The organism is Micromonospora sp. NRRL B-16802, assembly GCF_001279555.1.
Lineage (GTDB): Bacteria > Actinomycetota > Actinomycetes > Mycobacteriales > Micromonosporaceae > Micromonospora > Micromonospora profundi.
Genome location: NZ_LGEB01000053.1, coordinates 551,354 through 568,863, shown reverse-complemented (window position 1 = coordinate 568,863; position 17,510 = coordinate 551,354). Strand labels below are relative to the sequence as shown.

Genomic DNA, 17,510 nt, shown 5'->3' with positions numbered 1-17,510 from the left:
GCAGGCATGGTTCGTGCCGGCCGGGGCTGCCGGCCGCGTCGATCTGGTCTTCACGCCCGGGGAGCAGTACGCCCTCGTTCTGCGTATCGCCGGGGGTCTGCTGCTGTTGTTGGTCGTCGCGGCGCTGATCCCCGCGCGACGTCACCGGCCGGCGTACCCCGTCGTGCCTGCGTCGATGCCGAGCGCGCCGCTGCTCGCGGTGGGTGTGCCGGCGCTGCTGGGCGGTCTGGTCGGGCTCGGCTGCGCCGCCGTTGTCCTGGTGCTGCACCGTCGTCGGATGCCCAGCCCCGGATGGATCTGGATACCCGCCACCCTGGGCCTCGCGGTCTACGGGACTCAACGGTGGTGGCTGCCGAGGGTCGGTTCGGAACGGCTTGCCGATCTACTGGTCGTGCTCCCGACGGGGCTGCTCCTCGTTGCGATCGCCGCCCTGATACTGCGGTTCCGGCGTGTCCGTGGACGGTACGAGAAGCGCCGCGAGGGTCGGCGGTCCGGCGGGAACGGGCGACGTGGCCCGCGGCCCTGGCGCCGGCGTCTGGACCAGGGAGTCGGCTCCGACGTCGAGTCCGGGGCGGTCGGCCCGTCGCTGCCAGATTCGCCGCAGTCGCCGAGAGGGCCGCTCGATGAGGTAGTAGCTGGCCGTCGCGACCGGGATGGTGAGGGCCATCGTGAGCACGAGCAGAACCCAGAACGAGCTGCTCATCCGGGTGAATCCGAGCAGGCGGAAGCATGCCTCGAGGGCGAGGAGGTGCCAGAGGAAGATGCCGTAGGAGATTCGGCCGAGAAACAGGACCGCCCGGTGGCCGAGGAGCGCACGCGGGACCCCGCCCGAGCCCGGGCCCACGAGCGGGGCGATCACGCACCAGGTGATGGCCAGGAACAGCAGGTGCTCGGTGACGGACTCGACGGGCGTGGCGCCTTCGACCCCGCGCGGGCCGGCGATCGGCGTACTGGCGATCCACAGCAGCGCGCCGGCGATGAGCCACGACGTTCCGGGGGCGAACGTGACGACGCGCAGACCGCGCGGCGTAGCGGACCACAGGTCCTCGTTACCGCGCCCGGGCTCGCCTCCAGCGAGGTCCGTGAGGAACGGGGGCGAGGTCGTGCGGGAGGGCCACGAGGCGAGCACGGCCAGCATGATTCCGAGGCCGAACCAGTCCAGAAAGGCGGGCAGCCAGAGCACCGCGAGTCCCGGTAGTGGCGAGTCGGGACCATGCGCGTACGCGTTCCAGGTAAGGCCGGCAAGGACGAGTAAGGCACCAATTGCCAGTTGGCGTCGGGCTCGGACGAGCGGGGTTCGACCACCAATTCGGTGGCCGAGCACCGCTATCGCCGGCAGCGCCAGGTAAAAAGTCGCCTCCGTAGCCAGGCTCCAGGTCTGCTCCATGCCGACCGGCAGTCGCAATGGCTGATAAATCTGTGCCAGCAGAAGGGGTATCGCCCAATCCCAGACCGACTTCATGTAATCGATGTTGAGCCATACGAGTGCGACGGCAGCCATCGCCCAGTACCCGGGCATAATGCGCAGCGCGCGATGCCAGAGGTATCTGCGAATGGGCGGTTGCGCCTGCCCTTGAATTGTGGCCAGCGCGAACGGTCGGTAGAGGAGGAAACCGGACAACGCAAAGAAGATCGCGACCCCGACATCCAGCCTGGCCAGCGGACCTGCTAGCGGCTCGAACGAGTTTGTGAGGCGGCTGAGAAAGGAGACATGGTGGACGACAACGCCGAGTACCGCCAAGGCTCGGAGCCCTTCCAAAGAGGGCAGCCAGCCATCCGAACGGCCAGTGCTCGGCGCGGAATGGCTCGCCTGTGCGCTGATCGAGTGCGGTCTGACAGGTCGGCTCACAGTTCCCTCAACATCCATTTGATCCCCGCAGCCAGGTGGCTGCTTGGTGCCGGAGTCGGTACGCCCCGAAGGTTGCGTCGGGACCATATCCGAAATCGGCGTCGTCATGTACTGTCAGCCGACTAGTCGAGTCTTTACAAGGGGAGGAGTTACATGCGACCCACGTCGGGTGCCATCTTGGTGGCGGCAGGCGCGTTCCTGATCGTCGGGGCCGTGGCGACGCCGCTGATCGTCGCGCCCGCTCTCGTCAAGGTGCCCCTTGACCAGAGTTCGGTAACGGTTTCAGAGGCCCAGAACGCGACCGTCCTTGACTTCAGCACGCTTTCCGAGCGGAGTGGCGTCAACCTGACCGCCCACCGCGCGGTGCGGGGCGACGTCAACGACGGCAACGCCGACCGGGCGGTCTTCAACGTCGGTGTGCGGGTGATCGACGACGCCGACAAGGAGATCACGGTCAGCACGGACCGGGTTGCCCTCGACCGGCGAACCGCGGAGGCGGTCGCCTGCTGCGCCGAGGACATCAACGGTGCGCCCTTCAAGCACGAGGGCCTGACCTACACCTTCCCGTTCGGCACCGAGAAGAAGACCTACCAGTACTTCGACAACACCGCCCGCAAGGCGTACCCCGCCAAGTACCTGGGCACCGAGAAGCTGCAAGGGTTGACCGTCTACAAGTTCGAGATGACGGCCGAGCCGGTCCAGATCAGCGAGATCGACGTCCCGGGCAGCCTGGTCGGTTCGGCGGAGCCCACGGTCACCGCTGGCCGCTACTACGCCAACACCCGCACCCTGTGGGTGGAGCCGGACAGCGGCGTGATCGTGAAGGGTCAGGAGAAGCAACTCCAGACGCTGCGTGACGCGACCGGCACGGACAAGGTCAAGATCATTGACGCCACCTTGATCTTCAACGAGGAAACGCAGAAGCAGCAGGCCAAGGCCGCCAAGGATGCCCGCGGTCAGATCAACCTGCTGACCAGGACCGTGCCGATCGCGCTCGGTGTCCTCGGTCTCCTGCTGGTCCTCCTCGGCATGTTCATCATCATCCGCGCGACGCGCCGTGGGCCCTCAGGGGCGCCGGTACGGTCCGGCGATCAGCCGACGACCGAGCTGCCGTCGCAGCGGTCAGCGGAGCCCGCCGACGATCCCACGACGCCCGCTGGCGGGCGCCACGCTGTGGAGCGCAGCGAGCCGTAACAACCACACCTCAACACCATCACCCCACCGAGCTGGCCGGGCCGGCCGATCCCCAGGATCGGCCGGCCCGCTCATGTCTCAGGGTCGCCGGGCGCCGCCCGGCGGTGGGTCAGACGCGCCGCACCGCGTACCGGGTGCACACCCAGTCCTCGGTGTACGGAAGATCGGGCCGCTGCCCGACGATCTCCCCTCCGTGAGCCGCCACCAGTCGCACCATGTCGGCGTGCGGCACGGCTGTCATGCTCATCGGAGCCGGGTAGTTGAGCAGCCGACGCTGCGCCCAGCTGATCAGGCGAAATGGCACGACCTGCCAGATGACGCCCTTGGCCGTACGCGCCGGTTCGGTCGGCAGCCCGACGACGGCGATGCCGCCGGGTCGCAGGACCCGGAGAAACTCGGCCAGGTAGCTGTCGATGGCCGGCCGCGGCAGGTGTTGCAGCACCAGGGCGCTGTAGACCAGGTCGAAGTGACCGTCGGGAAACTGGCTCAGGTCCGGCGCATCGTTGAGGACGAAGCGGATGTTTCCGGCGCTGCGGTCCAGCCGCCGGGCTGCCTCCAGCATCGACGGCGCGATGTCGACGGCGACGACCTCGTCAGCGTGCGGGGCGAGCCCCTGCGACAGCCGACCCGCGCCGCAGCCGAAGTCCAGCACCCGCTCCCACCGGGTGGGCAGGCCGAGTTGGCCCAGCCAGCCGGCTGTTTCCTCGACGTCGGCGCGGCCGGTGGCCAGGAATTCCTCGACGTCCCACCGCCCGCCGCGCTTGCCGGGTTGGACGAGGACGGCCCACAGCGGATCTTCGGCGCCCAGCTTGGTCCAGTCGCGCCGCACGTCGTTCAGGTTCACGCCGAAACCCTAGGCCATCCAGGCGTCGATCGGGATCGACGCGGTCCCCGCACGCTGGGATGTTCGGACGAGAGCGGCGATCCGAAAGGTCAGCAGAGGACGGCGTACTTTACATTCGTTACCTGATTGTAATCCATCGATGGGCCGCTACCCTGCGCTGCGCGGACAAGGTCATCTGCCGGGTCTGATCCTCGTATACGGCTTATGTCCCTGACGCATCGTGTAGATCGCTTGCCTGTTGGCCAACCTCGTGTTACCGCCGGGTAATCGGGGGGTTGTGAGCTGCGTCGCAACAGGTGCACCATCAAGCCCGATCGTTACCCGCCGGTAATAGCGGGCCCTTCCGGATCGAGACCGGCCCCGCGCACACCCACCCCGAGGAGGAACCGGTGCAGGACAATCAGGGTCGTACCCGGTGGCGTCGGTTCGCCGCCATGATGGTGCCCGCCACGGCCGCCGCCGGCACCATCCTGTTCGGCATGTCGAGCGGCGCGATCGCGTCCGACATCACCGTCTCCGGGCAGACGTTCAAGATCGCGGCGGATCGCCTGGAGGGCGACGGCTTCAAGCAGTACGGCGGGATCGTCCGCGAGAAGGGCAAGGACGGCAAGGTCCATCCCATCGCACTCTCCGAGATCAGCAGCGCCGAGCTGTACAACCTCTGCCAGTCCGTCCGCGCCGACCTGCCCGGCCTGCCCGTGGTGCTCACCATCAACGCCGGTGACGGCAAGGAGCCCGCGCGCGCCAAGGATCTGCTCATCGCGATGGACTCGCTGAACGGCAACGCGACCTTCACCAACATCCAGATCGGCCGGGACGCCACCGACCTCAACCCGACGGCGCAGAAGGGTTCGTTCGGCCAGAACTCCGAGCGCGTCAGCATCCGCAACCTGCAGCAGGTGTCCCGCTACACCACGGCGGCCACCTTCAACCTGGTCGGCCTCCGGCTCAAGGTCAACGTGGGTGAGGACGCCAAGGGCAAGGAGTGCTTCTGAGCTGAGTACGGCCCGCGGTGGCAGACCACCGCGGGCCACGCCGCTGCCCACCCCCGTCCCCGCTCCGCCAGGAGGAGTACGTGACAACCGCCAACCCGTCCCACGCCCGCCCGAGTACGGCGGCCCAGGCGTGGCGGAGCTTCCGCCGCTGGCAGCGGAGCCGGCCATTCTGGGGTGGCCTCTTCACCATCCTGGCGGGTGTGGAGATGTTCGCCTCCACGCGCATGACCATCAACGGCCTGAGTTTCCACAGCGGAGCCGGTGGCCTGCTGTCACTGCTGATCCCGGTCATCCTGGTGACCTGTGGCCTGCTGATCTGGCTCAGCCCCGCGCAGCGGCTGTTCTACTCGGTCGTCGCTGCGGTCACGGCCGTCTACTCACTGATCGGGCTCAACCTCGGCGGCTTCTTCGTCGGCCTGCTGCTCGGCATCATCGGCAGCGCGCTCGCCTTCGCCTGGGCACCCGCCCGCCCGGCAGCACCCCCGCCCGCCGAGGCCGACGCCGAGCCAGCTGTCGAGCCGCCGACGGCCGACCAGCCGACGGCCGACCAGCCGACGGCCGACCAGCCGGCCGTCGAGCAATCGACCGCTGAGCAGCCGACCGCTGAGCAGCCGACCGCTGAGCAGCCGACCGCTGAACAGTCGGCCGTCGTGCGGCCGGTCGCGGCGGCGGTTGACGCGAGCCCTCCGCCCGCCGGGCCCAACCGGTCCGCGAATCCGCGTACCTTCGGCATCGTCCTGGTGGTGTTCGGCCTCGCCGCCGCCGGGGTGGCAACACAGCCGCGAGCGGTACAGGCGGCGCCGGCCCGGCCCACCGCGAGCGCCTGCCCCACCCCGTCCCGGCCGGTCGCGCCGTCGCCCAGCGCCGCGACGCCGAGCCCGAGCGCCAGCCCGCGACGGGACGGCAACATCATCACCGACATCCTGGACGGGATCGGCGACCTGCTCACCGGTGGACGCCGCAAGGCCACCCCGACGCCGTCGGCGAGCCCGACCCCCACACCGACCAGCACGCCGACGGCCCGGCCGAAGCCCACCGCCTGCCCGTCTCCGGGCACGACGACCCCCGGTAAGCCGGGTACGACGACTCCGGAGAAGCCGGCCAAGGTGGAGCCGGGCAAGCCGCTGCCGCGTATCGCCGCCGACCCGGGTCTGCCGAGGGTGGCGCAGACCCCGTCGAAGCTAACCGGATCCACTGTGACAATGACCGGGCTGCGGTTCGAGGGGATCACCGATCTGGAAACCCAGAAGGGCACCCTGAAGGTGCTGAAGTTCAGCATGAAGGAGGCCGTCACCGACGACTTCCTGCTCACCGCCGACGGTCCGCAGGGCCGCACCCAGAGGTACGCGACCGACCGTCTGACCGTGCGCGGTGACGTGGCCTTCTACTCCACCCGGTTCGTCGGCAAGCTGGCCGGCATCAAGATCACGCTCACGCCGGACCTGCCGTTCCCCGACGGCCTCCCCGTCACGGTGCCCATCCCGGTCTCGTTCACCGACCCGGTCATCGACCTGGCGTACGTCACCAGCAACACGCTCACCGCCCGACCGGCGTTGGCGCTGACCCTCGGCTGAACGGCACCTTCGGCCCGGTCGGCGGGGTCGACGCGCGTCGCGGTACTCGCGGACGTCCAGGTGGACGTCCGCGAGTACCAGGCACGCCAGCGGGCGTACCGGGCACGAACGGCGCCGGCGGACGTACCGCCGACGCCCGGAACCGTCACCGGCTCAGAGCCGGGCCAACGCCTTGCGCAGCGGGTCGAGGCCCAATGCGCCAAGGTCCAACGCCTGCCGGTGGAACTCCCGCAGGTCGAAGTCGGCGCCCTTGCGGGCCTTCGCGTCCTCGCGGGCCTGCAACCAGATGCGCTCACCCACCTTGTACGACGGCGCCTGCCCCGGCCAGCCCAGGTAGCGGTTCAGCTCGAAGCGCAGGTTCTCGTCCGGCACCCGGCAGTGCGCCCGCATGAACTCCCAGCCCAACTCGGGCGTCCACCGCTCACCCGGGTGGAAGCCGAACGGGTTGTCCTTCGGGATCTCCAACTCCAGGTGCATGCCGATGTCGACGATGACGCGGGCGGCGCGCATCGCCTGGCCGTCGAGCATGCCCAGCCTGTCGCCCGGGTCCTGGAGGTAGCCCAACTCGTCCATCAGCCGCTCCGAGTACAGCGCCCAACCCTCGCCGTGCCCGGAAACCCAGCAGAGCAGCCGTTGCCAGCGGTTGAGCAGGTCAGCGCGGACGGCGGTCTGCGCCACCTGAAGGTGGTGACCCGGTACGCCCTCGTGGTAGACCGTCGTCACCTCCCGCCAGGTGGAGAAGTCGGTGATCCCCTGCGGAACGGCCCACCACATCCGACCCGGCCGGGAGAAGTCCTCGCTCGGACCGGTGTAGTAGATGGCGCCGTCACTGGTCGGGGCGAGGCAGCACTCGATCCGGCGGACCTCTTCGGGGATGTCGAAGTGCGTACCGTTCAGCTCGGTGATCGCCTTGTCGGCGAGCGCCTGCATCCAGTCGCGGAACGCCTCCTTGCCCTGGATGGTCCGCGCCGGGTCGGCGTCCAGCTTGGCCACTGCCTCGTCGACTGTGGCGCCCGAGCCGGCGATCTGCCCGGCCACGACCCGCATCTCCGCCTCCAGACGGGCGAGCTCCGCGAACCCCCAGGTGTACGTCTCGTCGAGGTCGACCTTCGCGCCGAGGAAATACTGCGAGGCCAGCTCGTAGCGCTCGCGCCCGGCGGCCTGCTTGTCCCGCCCGTGCGGTGCCAACTCGGCGCGCAGGAACTGACCGAACTCGGCTGTCGCCGCGGTGGCCGACGCCGCGCCCCGACGCAGCTCCGCGCCGAGCGTGCCGTCCGCGTCCAGCCGCTCGACGAGCCCGTGGAAGAAGTTGTCCCCAGTCGGGTCGGTCCAGATGTCGCACTGCTTGGCCACCTCGACCAGCTGCACCTTGGAGCTGACCTGGCCGGCGGCGAGCGCCTCGCGCAGGGTGGTCTTGTAGCCCTCCAGAGCCCCGGCGAGGCCGTTGAGCCGAGCGGCGATGTTGGCCTGCTCGTCGGCCGTCGCCGTCGGCATCAGGTCGAACACCATGCGGACCTCGTGCAGCCCGCTCGTGATGACGCTGATCTCGCTGGTCGCCTCGCCGGCGTCGTACCGGGCCAGGTCCAGGCCGAGTCGCTCCTGCATGGCCTCCTTGGCGGTGCGCTCCGCCTCGGTGTCCGGCTCGGTGACGTCAAGCTCGGCGAGCGTCCGGCGGGTCAGGTCGGCGCGTGCCCGGTAGCCCTCAGGTGAGAGGTCGTCGAGCCGGTCGTCATGGCCGGCGATGCCGACATAGGTCGCGCCGGTGGGGCTCAACGGTGCCCACTCGGCTACGTAGCGGTTGGCGAGTTCATCAATTTGTCCCACGCTGCGACACTACGTGACCAGCCCGCCCCGATGTCGACGGCATTTGGCGTGTTCGAGTGTCCGATTCGGCTGTCGAAAGTCCCGCGACTTTGTCGCACCTGTCCGGCACAGTGTCAGGGGTGACGACCGACATCACTCCTGACAAGGCGCCGCTGCGCAGCTGGCTGCCGGGGTTCCTAGCCCTCGCCGCCATCTGGGGTTCCAGCTTCCTGTTCATCAAGGTCGGGGTAGCCGAGCTGCACCCGGTCCAGCTCACCCTCTACCGGGTCCTCGCCGGTGCGGTGACGCTGCTTGTCGTCCTCGCGGTGCTGCGCGACCGGCTGCCCCGCGAGCCTCGGATCTGGGCGCATCTCTTCGTCGTCGCCGCATTCGGCGTGGCCGTGCCGTTCACCCTCTTCGGCTACGGTGAGCAACGGGTCGAGTCGATGTTGGCCGGCATCTGGAACGCCACCACGCCCCTCATCGTGCTGCCGCTGGCGGTGCTCGTCTTCCGCACCGAGCGGCTGACCGTCCGCCGTGGGGTCGGGCTCGGGTTGGGCTTCCTCGGCGTACTCGTGGTGCTCGGGGTCTGGGAGGGCATCGGCGGCGCGCACTTCGTCGGGCAGTTGATGTGCTTCGGAGCGGCCGCCTGCTACGGCGTCGCCATCCCGTACCAGAAGCGGTTCGTCGCCGGCAGCACGCACTCCGGGCTGTCGCTCTCCACGGTGCAGGTGCTGCTGGCCGCCGGGCAACTCGCCGTCGTCACCCCGTTCGTGGCGGGCGCCCCGCCGCTGCCCACCGACCTGTCGCCGAAGGTGGTGGGCAGCGTGCTGGCTCTCGGTGCCCTCGGCACCGGGCTCGCCTTTGTGATCAACATCCGGAACATCCGGGTGGCCGGCGCGAGTACCGCGTCCACAGTCACCTACCTGATCCCGATCTTCGCGGTGCTGATCGGCGCTGTCGTGCTCGGCGAACGGCTCAACTGGCACCAACCGGTCGGCGCGCTCATCGTGCTGCTGGGTGTCGCGGTCGCGCAGGGAGCCTTCGGCCGCCGGAAGCCCCGCCCGGTGATCGGTGTCGGCGCACCCGCCGCACCCGGCACCGAGCCCGCCGCCCCCGGGGCCGTGCCTGCGGCCGAGCCCGCCCGCGGCTGACCGAGTCGATCAAGCAGCGTCGATCAAGCGCCTTTGCCGAGGGGCAGTCAGCCTCGGCTGTGGGTCCACTCCACCAGTTGGTCCGCTGGCCAGGTGTTGACCACCCGGTCGGCCGGAACGCCGCAGAGGGCCGCCCGCTCGCAGCCGAACCGCTGCCAGTCGAGCTGACCGGGTGCGTGCGCGTCCGTGTCGATGGCGAACCGGCAGCCGGCCTCCAGGGCGCGGCGGATCAGCCGCTTCGGCGGGTCCTGCCGCTCCGGTCGGGAGTTGATCTCGACGGCGGTGTCGTGCTCGGCGCAGGCGGCGAACACCGCGTCCGCGTCGAAGTCGCTCTCGCCCCGGGTGCGGGCCCGATGCCCCCGGTCACCTGGGCCGGTCACGCCGGCCGGTCGGGACGACACCATCCGCCCGGTGCAGTGGCCGAGGATGTCCAGGTGCGGGTTGGCGACCGCGGTCAGCATTCGCCGGGTCATCTTGGCCCGCTCGTCCTTCAGGCCGCTGTGCACCGATCCCACCACCACGTCCAACCGGGCCAGCAGCTCCTCGTCCTGATCCAGCGAGCCGTCGGCGAGGATGTCCACCTCGATCCCGGTCAGGATCCGGAAGCCCTCCGGCAGCGCCGCGTTCACCTGCGCCACGTGGTCCAACTGGCGACGCAAGCGGTCGGCGGTCAACCCGCGCGCCACCGTCAGCCGGGGCGAGTGGTCGGTCAACACCATGTATTCGTGGCCCAACTCCACCGCGGCGAGCGTCATCTCCTCGATGGGGGAGCCGCCGTCGGACCAGTCGGAGTGCGTGTGGCAGTCACCGCGCAGGGCGGCGCGCAGCGCCGCCGCCTCGGCATCCAGGTCGCTGCCCTCGGTTGCCACGAGCCTGCGCAGATAGACGGGCTCTTCACCGGCCAGGGACTCCGCGACACACCGGGCCGTCACATCACCCACCCCGGCCAATGTGGTGAGCGTGCCGTTGCCGGCCCGCTCGGCGACCTCGGCCGCCGGCAGTCCGGCGAGCGCCTTCGCCGCCGACCGGAACGCCCGCACCCGGTACGTGGCCTCGTTCGCCCGCTCCAACAGGAACGCGATCCGGCGTAGGTCGGCGATGGGGTCCCGGGCGTTCATCCCACCGAACCTAGCGGGTACGGGGCTCGTCAGGGAGCCTTCGGGCAGCCGTGTTTCCGCTGCCACGCGGTCACCTCGGCGGCCGGCTCACGATTGTCGCCGCGTCGCCACGAGTCCAGGTAACGCGCCGGCCAGAGCACGCCGCGCCGGATCCACCAACCGTCCTTGCCCGTACACGGCGGGGAGATGCCGAAGTGCACGTGACAGACGTTGTTGGCGTTTCCGGTGCGGCCCACCTTGCCGAGCTGCTGCCCGGCGCGGACCCGCACCCCGGCGTCGACACCCGCGGTCACCGCGCTCAGGTGCGAGCCGTAGTAGCGCACCCCGTCGTCGCCGAGCAGGGCCACCGACAGGCCGCCGTTGTCCGGCCCCTGCGGCCCGCGCTTGCGGTACCTGTCGACCCGGCTCACCTCCAGCACCGTCCCGTCGGTCACCGCCACGAACGGCTCCCCGCAGTCGGCGAAGATGTCCGTCGCCGGGTACGCGCCGTGCGTCGGGTGATAGGCGACGTCGTCGGCGCGTACCGGAAAGACGTGCCGCAGCCCGGCGCGGGGCGCTGTCGACGACGGCGCGGCCGACGACGGCGCCGGGCTTGCTGGCCCGCTCGCCGAGGGCGCCGGCGGCTGGTCGGCGGTCTCCCAGACCGCAGGCGCGGTCGGCGTGGCGCTGCCCGCCGGAACCCCAGGCCGCGTGGTCGCGCAGCCGCCAGCCAGGACCGGGGCGAGCACCAGCAGAATCAGGTACGCCGGACGCACGCGGCGGATCGTCGGCGAGGGCATCCGGTCATCCTGGCAGACCGGTACCGTGGGCACGAGCGACGCGCGTGAGGGAGGGCAGCGACGGTGACCATCGCCCGACCCGGCCCCGACCGGGATACCGGCTTCGCCGCGCACCCGTTGCCGCGTACCCCCTCGGGGTTGTTTCCGGCGGGGCCACCGACAAGGCCCACCTACCGCGAACCGCACCCGGTGACCGGCGGCGGCGTCGCGGCAGGCGGCGGCATGGCGGCGGCATGGCTGCTGCTGTTCGGCCTGCTCGGCACCGACCTGGCCACCTACGTGTGGTGGACGGTGTTCGCCGGCCTGCTGGCCTGGGCGACCGCCCTGGTGCTGGTCCGCTACGGCGATCGGGGAGTCGGCACCGGCGTGGCAATTGTCACCGCAGGTGGTTGGAGCATCGCCGCCGCCGTGGTGGCGGTGCGCTGGGCGGGCACCGGTGACTGGCCGTTGTGGTGAGTGGGCCTCCTGTGAGCGGGTCGCGCGGGCGCGGATGACTGCGCCGAGTGCCCGGTTGGCTGCGTAGCGAACGCCGTCTTGACGTGGCCGCCGAGACTCGGCACCCTCGGCGGTATGGCCTGGACCACCTCGCGGCAGGACCCGGATCGAAGCCGCCGTCGCCTCCAGTTGCTCGCCGAGTTGGCGGGCGCTCGGTCGGTACGACAGCGCACCCGGCCGCAGCGCCTGCGCACGGAGCGTCTACGTCAGCTCATCGCCACCCGTCGCCGCGTCGCCAGCTGATCCAATTTTGTCAGGTTTGGCCGGCCTGTCGGGGCGTTGACCGGTCGCCTGCCGACCCGACCGGCTAACGTGCACGCGTAAGAAGTCGGCGCTGTGCCGAGGGCTATTGGGGGGACCGTGTCGTACTTCGCTGCGGCCGTGGTGCGCGACGACAGCGGTTGGACCGCCGCTGAGGTCAACCTGCGGGGCGCCACCGACATCGACGAGATCGCCGATCGGCTGCGCGACGTCGACCTGGAGGCCGACGTGTCGCTGCTTTTCGTCGAGGCCGACGACGCGTACCTGGTGATCCTGCGCCTCGACGAGGGCGAGGACCTGCGGGTGTTCGGGTCGGACTCGGCGTTCGCCGAGGAGTCCCGGCTTGGTCAGTTGCTTGTGGGTGACCTGAAGACCTCGGTCACCGGGCTCGACGGCGACGACGAGCCCCGGCCGGCGGCCAGCGGCGACGAGGAGAGCGAGCAGCCCGCCGTCGACCCGGAGGCCGACCCGGTGGGCGAGGCGGACCTGCTGGCCAACCTGGGCATCCCGGCGCAGAAGCTGCTGAACCTCTGCACCCACGAGGGGATGTTGCCGGCGGACGTCACCGCCGAGATCTGCGAGGTGCTCGGCTGCTCCGACGAGGTCGAGGAGCTGCGTGAGGTCTGATCCAGTCGGGTCGGTGCCGACCGGCGGTGCGGAGCCGGCCGACGCCACTGATCCTCTGCTGGAGACGACTGGCGTACTCGGTCGGGCCGGGCCGGGTGCTCACGAAGGGCTGGCCGAGCCGGGGCAGATGGGCCGGCGGCAGCGACACGAGCTGTGGATGCGCCGGGCCCTGGAGGTCGCCGTCACCGGCCCGACCACCGACGACCCGGGCGCAGCCGACGTCGACGACGTGCCGGTGGGTGCCGTGCTCTACGGGCCGGACGGCACCGAACTCGCGATCGGGCGCAACGAACGGGAGCTGACCGGCGACCCGACGGCCCACGCCGAGGTGCTGGCCCTGCGCCGGGGTGCCGAACTCGCCGGCAGGTGGCGGCTGGACGGCTGCACCCTGGTTGTCACCCTGGAGCCGTGCACCATGTGCGCGGGGGCGTTGGTGCTGGCCCGGGTCTCCACAGTCGTCTTCGGCGCCTGGGAACCCAAGACCGGCGCGGCCGGCTCCCTCTGGGACGTGCTGCGTGACCGCCGGCTCAACCACCGACCCGAGGTGTACGGCGGCGTACTCGAAGCCGAAACCGCAGCCGTCCTGCGGGCGTTCTTCCGCTGATCCTTCTCCTTTGGGACGGACGCTGCTCAGGCCACGGCGGCGGGGCGGAGCAGGGTGGCGGCCACCGCCCGCGCGGCCTCGGTCCACGGTGCCGGCCGTAGCGTCGCCGGGTCGAGGCGGACGATCGCCCGACGCCCCTCGGCGTGCACGTTGCTGCCGTCGACCGAGCGGAACTGGAAGGCGTACTCGGCGCTGCTGGCACCGAAGTGTTCGAGCCAGAAGTGCACCGCCACCGGCCCTGTTGTGACGATCGGCGCCCGGTAGCTGATGGTGAACTCGCGGACCGCGTGGAACAGGTCCGGCGGGGTGGCGCTGCCCCGGTAGGCAAGCCCGCGCTCGGTCCAGTACGGCGTCAGGGCACGTTCCAGCAGCACCGCGTACCGGGCGTTGTGCAGGATTCCCATCGCGTCGAGGTCGTCGAAGTGCACAGTGACGTGCTCGACGTGCCCGAATTCGACGGCGGGCTGGCCGGTGACCGCGGGCTGGTCGGCGATGGCGGGCTGGTCGGCGACTGCGTTGCTCATGTGGGGCCTTCCGTTAGCAGGGCGGGGTCGGGGCAGAGCGCCCGTAGGCGGTTCAGCAGGCCGGCGCGGGCATGCCGGTAGGCGGCGTCCGGGTTGAGCATCCGGGAGCTCATGGCTGCTGCCATCCCGAGCGCGTCGATCTCGTACGCCAACTGCGGGACGTCCAGGTCGGCGGGGAGTTCGCCGACGTCGACCGCCTGCTGCACGAGGTTTTCGAGGAACGCCGTCCACCGTGTGTACGCCTCGGCGAGCCGGTCGCGGACCGGGCCGGGGCGGGCGTTGAATTCGAACTGGGTGTTGGCGAAGAAGCAGCCGCCGGGGAGTACGCCTGTGGCGTAGAAGTCGAGGCGGGCGTCGTGCAGCGCGCGGAGCCGTCGTACGCCCTGCGGGGCGAGCAACGCCGGTGCGATCACCCGCTCCCGCCAGAGCGCCACCGCCCTGTCGATCGCGGCGAGCTGCAGGGCTTCCTTCGACCGCCAGTGCGCGAACAGGCCCGATTTGCTCACGCCGAGTGTGTCGGCAAGCTGGGCGAGGCTGAGCCCGTCCAGGCCGGACTCGGTGGCGAGCACAACTGCCGCGTCAAGCGCGGCATTGCGGCTGCGCTCACCTCGGGCGAGGCGTCCGTCCACGGTCATGCGGACACCGTACTCAATAAGCACGATCGGTCGTATTGTTTTAGTCGGTGACCGTCGTCACCCTCTCGCCCCGCGGAAACACGCCGCCCCGCCGTCCATCCGGACGGCGGGGCGGCAGAGATGCGACGAAGGGTCAGGCGACGATCGTGTCGAGGGCGATCTCGACCATCTGGCCGAAGGTCTGCTCCCGCTCCGCCGACGTGGTCTTCTCGCCGGTCTTGATGTGATCGCTGACGGTCAACACGGTGAGCGCGCGAGCCTTGAACCGGGCGGCGATCGTGTAGAGCGCCGCCGACTCCATCTCCACCGCCAGCACGCCGTAGTCGGCAAGCGTGTCGTAGAGGTCCGGCCGATCCGTGTAGAAGGCGTCCGCCGCCAGGATCGGCCCGACGCGCATCGCGATGCCGCGCCGCTCAGCCACCTCGACCGAGGTACGCAGCAGCCCGAAATCGGCCACCGGCGCGTAGTCGATCAACCCGTCGAACCGCATCCGGTTCATGTTCGAGTCGGTGGACGAGCCGATCGCCGCGACCACGTCCCGCAGCTGCAGGTCGGCGCTGAGAGCGCCGCAGGAGCCGACCCGGATCAGGGTCTTCACGCCGTACTCGTTGATCAACTCGTGGGCGTAGATGGAGGCGGACGGCATGCCCATGCCGGAGCCCTGGACGGAGACCTCGACGCCGTTCCAGCGGCCGGTGAAACCCAGCATGCCCCGAACCGTCGAGTAGCAGGTGGCGCCCTCGAGGTAGGTCTCCGCGATCCACTTGGCCCGCAGGGGGTCGCCCGGCATCAGGACCCGCTCAGCGATCTCGCCCGGCTTCGCGCCGATGTGCGTACTCATGGCAAAGATCCTGCCAGGCCGACTCGGGTGATACCGGTTCGGCGTGGGAACCGGCGGTCCTGTACCCTCGTCGGCGGTGGCGTGTCCGAGTGGCCTAAGGAGCACGCCTCGAAAGCGTGTGAGGGTTTACGCCCTCCGCGGGTTCAAATCCCGCCGCCACCGCTCGTGAACAGCGAGAACGCCCGGCAGATCCGCGAGGATCGACCGGGCGTTCCGCGTTCTGCCCCACGATTCAGCAGGGGCCCGCTCCCTCGTCGAAGAGGCGGCGGGCCCAGTCGGCGTACCCCGCGATGGTCTTCTGGACCGTGCGCCCGTCGTGCAGGAACAGGTACGCGCGGTCGCCGGTGCGGGCGAGCAGCCCGTCGAGGCGGTGTGTCCCCTGTGGAGCGGGCAGCCTGGTGACAGTTGGATAGCGCGACCAGACCTGGTCGACGGGTGAGCCGGCCGTTATGCCCTCGGGTGTCCGCATGGGGTCGCCGGCCCACAGCAGCACCAGTTTGGTCTCCACGAAGACAGGGCTCACCGTGTCGTGGCCGGTGAGCGTCGGCCCGCAGCCGTCCAGGTCGGTACGCAGGATGCCCCGGCGGGTCAGCTCGTCCTCGGTGTCGCCGAACTCGATGTTGCGCAGGCCGTTCAGGTCGACGACCTCGTTGGTGGCGGGCCAGTTGGCCGGGGTCGACCCGGGTGGTGGCGCGCCGCTGCCGGCGATCGAGGCAGCAGTCATCAGCGTGGCAATAAACGCGAATTGTCGCAATTTCATGGAATCCCCCCGGTCCCCAACGGGAGCGGGCCGCTCAGGTTGCTGCCAGTCGCCGGATTACTGGTTTTCCCACTGCTCGACCAGCTCGTCCCAGTAGTCGGCACTGAGCCTCCGCCGCCCATGCGCCAGCCAACCGTCGGTGCTGCGCTCCAGGTGCAAGCCCACCTCGGCGAACGGATCGATCCACGCGCCCCGCTCGACGCCGAGCCGGAGGAGTGCCGCGTTTATCGGCCACTGCTCGCGCGGCCCGTCCAGCACGTCGTCGAAGCACGGACCCCACGACACCGCGCCGCCGAGCCACACCATCGCCGACTGGTAGCCGGCGCCGCCGCCGAACTCCGCCTCGACGTACGCCACCGGCCCCAGACCTGACCATCCGCTCAGCAATTCGGTCAGCACCGGCGACAGGACCAGGCCGAACGGATGCTCGGCCGTGCGGTCGTCCACCGCGAAGTCCGGCAGTGACCCGGTCAGCTCCACCACCAACTGCGGGGTCACCGGCAGCAGCGCGAAGTCCTGCCGCAGCTCGCCGAGGACCGCGTGGTCCAGCTCGGCGGTGTGCTCGCGGAGCAGCTCGGCGTCCGCGACGACCGCGCTGAGCTGGTAACCCATCGAACCCTCCGCCGTCCACAGCCTGTGGATAGAACATGTGTACGACGGCGTCGCCCGGCGTCGATATCCCGGACCGTACCCGGTCTGGCGTCCTGCCCGGCGGCGGGCTGTACGGTCGGCCAATGGCTGATCGACTGACCGTCCCCGGCATGCCGTCCCTGCTCACGCCCTCGTCCGCGGGGCTGTGGCGGATCGACGAGTCAGCGGGTGCGGTGACGGTGTCGGCGGAGCCGCGCACGGACATCTTCATCGACCCGAGCGGCGATGGCGTCGAGGCGGGCGGGGGCCCCGCGCCTGTCCTCAACGCGGCGACGCTGCTCGGTGACCTGCCTCCGGTGGGTGATTTCCAGTTCAGCGCCCGGGTCACAGTGGAGTTCGCCTCGACCTTCGACGCCGGAGTGCTCCTGCTCTGGCGCGACGAGCGGTGCTGGGGCAAGTTGTGCTTCGAGTCCTCGCCCGAGGCCGAGCCCATGATCGTGTCGGTCATCTGTCGAGGGGTCGCCGACGACGCGAACGCCTTCGTCGTACCCGACCGGACGGTGTGGCTGCGGGTCTCGCGGATCGGCCGGGTCTACGCGTACCACGCCTCGGTCGACGGCACGACCTGGCAGTTGATCCGTGTTTTCGGGTTCGACGGCGACCCGTCCGGCGACCGGATCGGCTTCGTAGGCCAGTCACCGACCGGCGAGGGGTGCAGCGCGACCTTCGATAAGATCAGCTTCCGGCCGGAACGGCTCGCCGACCTCCGCGACGGCTCCTGACCGCCGTCCACAGCCTGTGGATAGAACATGTGTACGACGGATTCGCCCCGGGTCGGCGTCGTCCCCGGCGCGCTCAACCT

19 protein-coding genes and 1 tRNA gene are annotated in these 17,510 nt (G+C 70.2%); 10 read left to right on the top strand and 10 right to left on the bottom strand.

Annotated elements, in window-relative coordinates:
- Nucleotides 1-382 precede the first annotated feature (382 nt).
- Nucleotides 383-1,867: an acyltransferase family protein gene (locus ADK66_RS32695; protein ID WP_369814787.1), complete on the bottom strand. Its 1,485-nt coding sequence runs from the start codon at nt 1,865-1,867 to the stop codon at nt 383-385.
- 135 nt (nt 1,868-2,002) lie between these two features.
- Here ADK66_RS32695 and ADK66_RS12940 point away from each other — a divergent pair, with 135 nt between their 5' ends.
- Nucleotides 2,003-3,043, top strand: a complete 1,041-nt coding sequence (locus tag ADK66_RS12940) for a DUF3068 domain-containing protein (protein ID WP_053654926.1) — start codon at nt 2,003-2,005, stop codon at nt 3,041-3,043.
- A gap of 109 nt (nt 3,044-3,152) precedes the next feature.
- Here ADK66_RS12940 and ADK66_RS12935 read toward each other — a convergent pair whose 3' ends face one another.
- A complete protein-coding gene (locus tag ADK66_RS12935) occupies nt 3,153-3,887 on the bottom strand; it encodes a class I SAM-dependent methyltransferase (protein ID WP_053654924.1) in 735 nt (244 codons plus the stop codon).
- A 434-nt stretch (nt 3,888-4,321) separates the two neighbouring features.
- Between ADK66_RS12935 and ADK66_RS12930 the strand changes: the two genes are divergently transcribed.
- Nucleotides 4,322-4,882: a DUF6230 family protein gene (locus ADK66_RS12930; protein ID WP_053655084.1), complete on the top strand. Its 561-nt coding sequence runs from the start codon at nt 4,322-4,324 to the stop codon at nt 4,880-4,882.
- 80 nt (nt 4,883-4,962) lie between these two features.
- Nucleotides 4,963-6,456: a DUF6114 domain-containing protein gene (locus ADK66_RS12925; protein ID WP_053654922.1), complete on the top strand. Its 1,494-nt coding sequence runs from the start codon at nt 4,963-4,965 to the stop codon at nt 6,454-6,456.
- A gap of 153 nt (nt 6,457-6,609) precedes the next feature.
- Here the strand turns inward: ADK66_RS12925 and ADK66_RS12920 are convergent, their stop codons facing one another.
- A complete protein-coding gene (locus ADK66_RS12920) occupies nt 6,610-8,280 on the bottom strand; it encodes a DUF885 domain-containing protein (protein WP_053654920.1) in 1,671 nt (556 codons plus the stop codon).
- A 119-nt stretch (nt 8,281-8,399) separates the two neighbouring features.
- Here ADK66_RS12920 and ADK66_RS12915 point away from each other — a divergent pair, with 119 nt between their 5' ends.
- Complete coding sequence (locus ADK66_RS12915; RefSeq protein WP_197281499.1) at nt 8,400-9,413, top strand: DMT family transporter; 1,014 nt, start codon at nt 8,400-8,402, stop codon at nt 9,411-9,413.
- A 47-nt stretch (nt 9,414-9,460) separates the two neighbouring features.
- Here ADK66_RS12915 and ADK66_RS12910 read toward each other — a convergent pair whose 3' ends face one another.
- Together ADK66_RS12910 and ADK66_RS12905 are read right to left on the bottom strand one after the other, a co-directional pair.
- Nucleotides 9,461-10,531, bottom strand: a complete 1,071-nt coding sequence (locus ADK66_RS12910) for a PHP domain-containing protein (RefSeq protein ID WP_053654917.1) — start codon at nt 10,529-10,531, stop codon at nt 9,461-9,463.
- Between the two features lie 29 nt (nt 10,532-10,560).
- Nucleotides 10,561-11,310 carry a M23 family metallopeptidase gene (locus tag ADK66_RS12905; RefSeq protein ID WP_053654916.1) on the bottom strand — a complete coding sequence of 250 codons (750 nt, stop codon included), beginning with the start codon at nt 11,308-11,310 and terminating at the stop codon, nt 10,561-10,563.
- Nucleotides 11,311-11,373: 63 nt separating this feature from the next.
- On the opposite strand from ADK66_RS12905, the gene ADK66_RS12900 reads away from it, so the two are divergent.
- From ADK66_RS12900 to ADK66_RS12890, 4 genes are all read left to right on the top strand, one after another.
- Complete coding sequence (locus ADK66_RS12900) at nt 11,374-11,766, top strand: hypothetical protein (RefSeq protein WP_369814781.1); 393 nt, start codon at nt 11,374-11,376, stop codon at nt 11,764-11,766.
- A gap of 114 nt (nt 11,767-11,880) precedes the next feature.
- Nucleotides 11,881-12,048: a hypothetical protein gene (locus ADK66_RS31870; protein WP_167946672.1), complete on the top strand. Its 168-nt coding sequence runs from the start codon at nt 11,881-11,883 to the stop codon at nt 12,046-12,048.
- A gap of 117 nt (nt 12,049-12,165) precedes the next feature.
- On the top strand, nt 12,166-12,693 hold the full coding sequence (locus ADK66_RS12895; protein WP_053654914.1) for a tRNA adenosine deaminase-associated protein: 528 nt from the start codon (nt 12,166-12,168) through the stop codon (nt 12,691-12,693).
- Between the two features lie 127 nt (nt 12,694-12,820).
- The gene (locus ADK66_RS12890) at nt 12,821-13,297 is read left to right on the top strand and encodes a nucleoside deaminase (RefSeq protein ID WP_197281508.1); all 477 of its coding nucleotides are present in this window, start codon (nt 12,821-12,823) and stop codon (nt 13,295-13,297) included.
- A 26-nt stretch (nt 13,298-13,323) separates the two neighbouring features.
- On the opposite strand, the gene ADK66_RS12885 is transcribed toward ADK66_RS12890, so the two are convergent.
- From ADK66_RS12885 to deoD, 3 genes are all read right to left on the bottom strand, one after another.
- Nucleotides 13,324-13,821, bottom strand: coding sequence for a thioesterase family protein (locus ADK66_RS12885; RefSeq protein WP_053654912.1), 498 nt, complete (start codon nt 13,819-13,821; stop codon nt 13,324-13,326).
- Nucleotides 13,818-14,456, bottom strand: coding sequence for a TetR/AcrR family transcriptional regulator (locus ADK66_RS12880; RefSeq protein WP_053654910.1), 639 nt, complete (start codon nt 14,454-14,456; stop codon nt 13,818-13,820). The genes ADK66_RS12885 and ADK66_RS12880 overlap by 4 nt, the downstream gene beginning before the upstream one ends.
- Before the next feature lie 133 nt (nt 14,457-14,589).
- On the bottom strand, nt 14,590-15,297 hold the full coding sequence (gene deoD / locus ADK66_RS12875) for a purine-nucleoside phosphorylase (protein ID WP_053654908.1): 708 nt from the start codon (nt 15,295-15,297) through the stop codon (nt 14,590-14,592).
- 75 nt (nt 15,298-15,372) lie between these two features.
- Between deoD and ADK66_RS12870 the strand changes: the two genes are divergently transcribed.
- Nucleotides 15,373-15,459, top strand: a tRNA-Ser gene (locus ADK66_RS12870).
- A gap of 70 nt (nt 15,460-15,529) precedes the next feature.
- Here ADK66_RS12870 and ADK66_RS12865 read toward each other — a convergent pair.
- Nucleotides 15,530-16,021 (bottom strand): hypothetical protein, encoded by a 492-nt coding sequence (locus ADK66_RS12865; protein ID WP_053654906.1) that lies wholly within the window; start codon nt 16,019-16,021, stop codon nt 15,530-15,532.
- A gap of 93 nt (nt 16,022-16,114) precedes the next feature.
- Complete coding sequence (locus tag ADK66_RS12860; RefSeq protein WP_053654904.1) at nt 16,115-16,669, bottom strand: hypothetical protein; 555 nt, start codon at nt 16,667-16,669, stop codon at nt 16,115-16,117.
- A 122-nt stretch (nt 16,670-16,791) separates the two neighbouring features.
- On the opposite strand from ADK66_RS12860, the gene ADK66_RS12855 reads away from it, so the two are divergent.
- On the top strand, nt 16,792-17,430 hold the full coding sequence (locus ADK66_RS12855; RefSeq protein WP_053654902.1) for a DUF1349 domain-containing protein: 639 nt from the start codon (nt 16,792-16,794) through the stop codon (nt 17,428-17,430).
- Nucleotides 17,431-17,510: the final 80 nt, after the last annotated feature.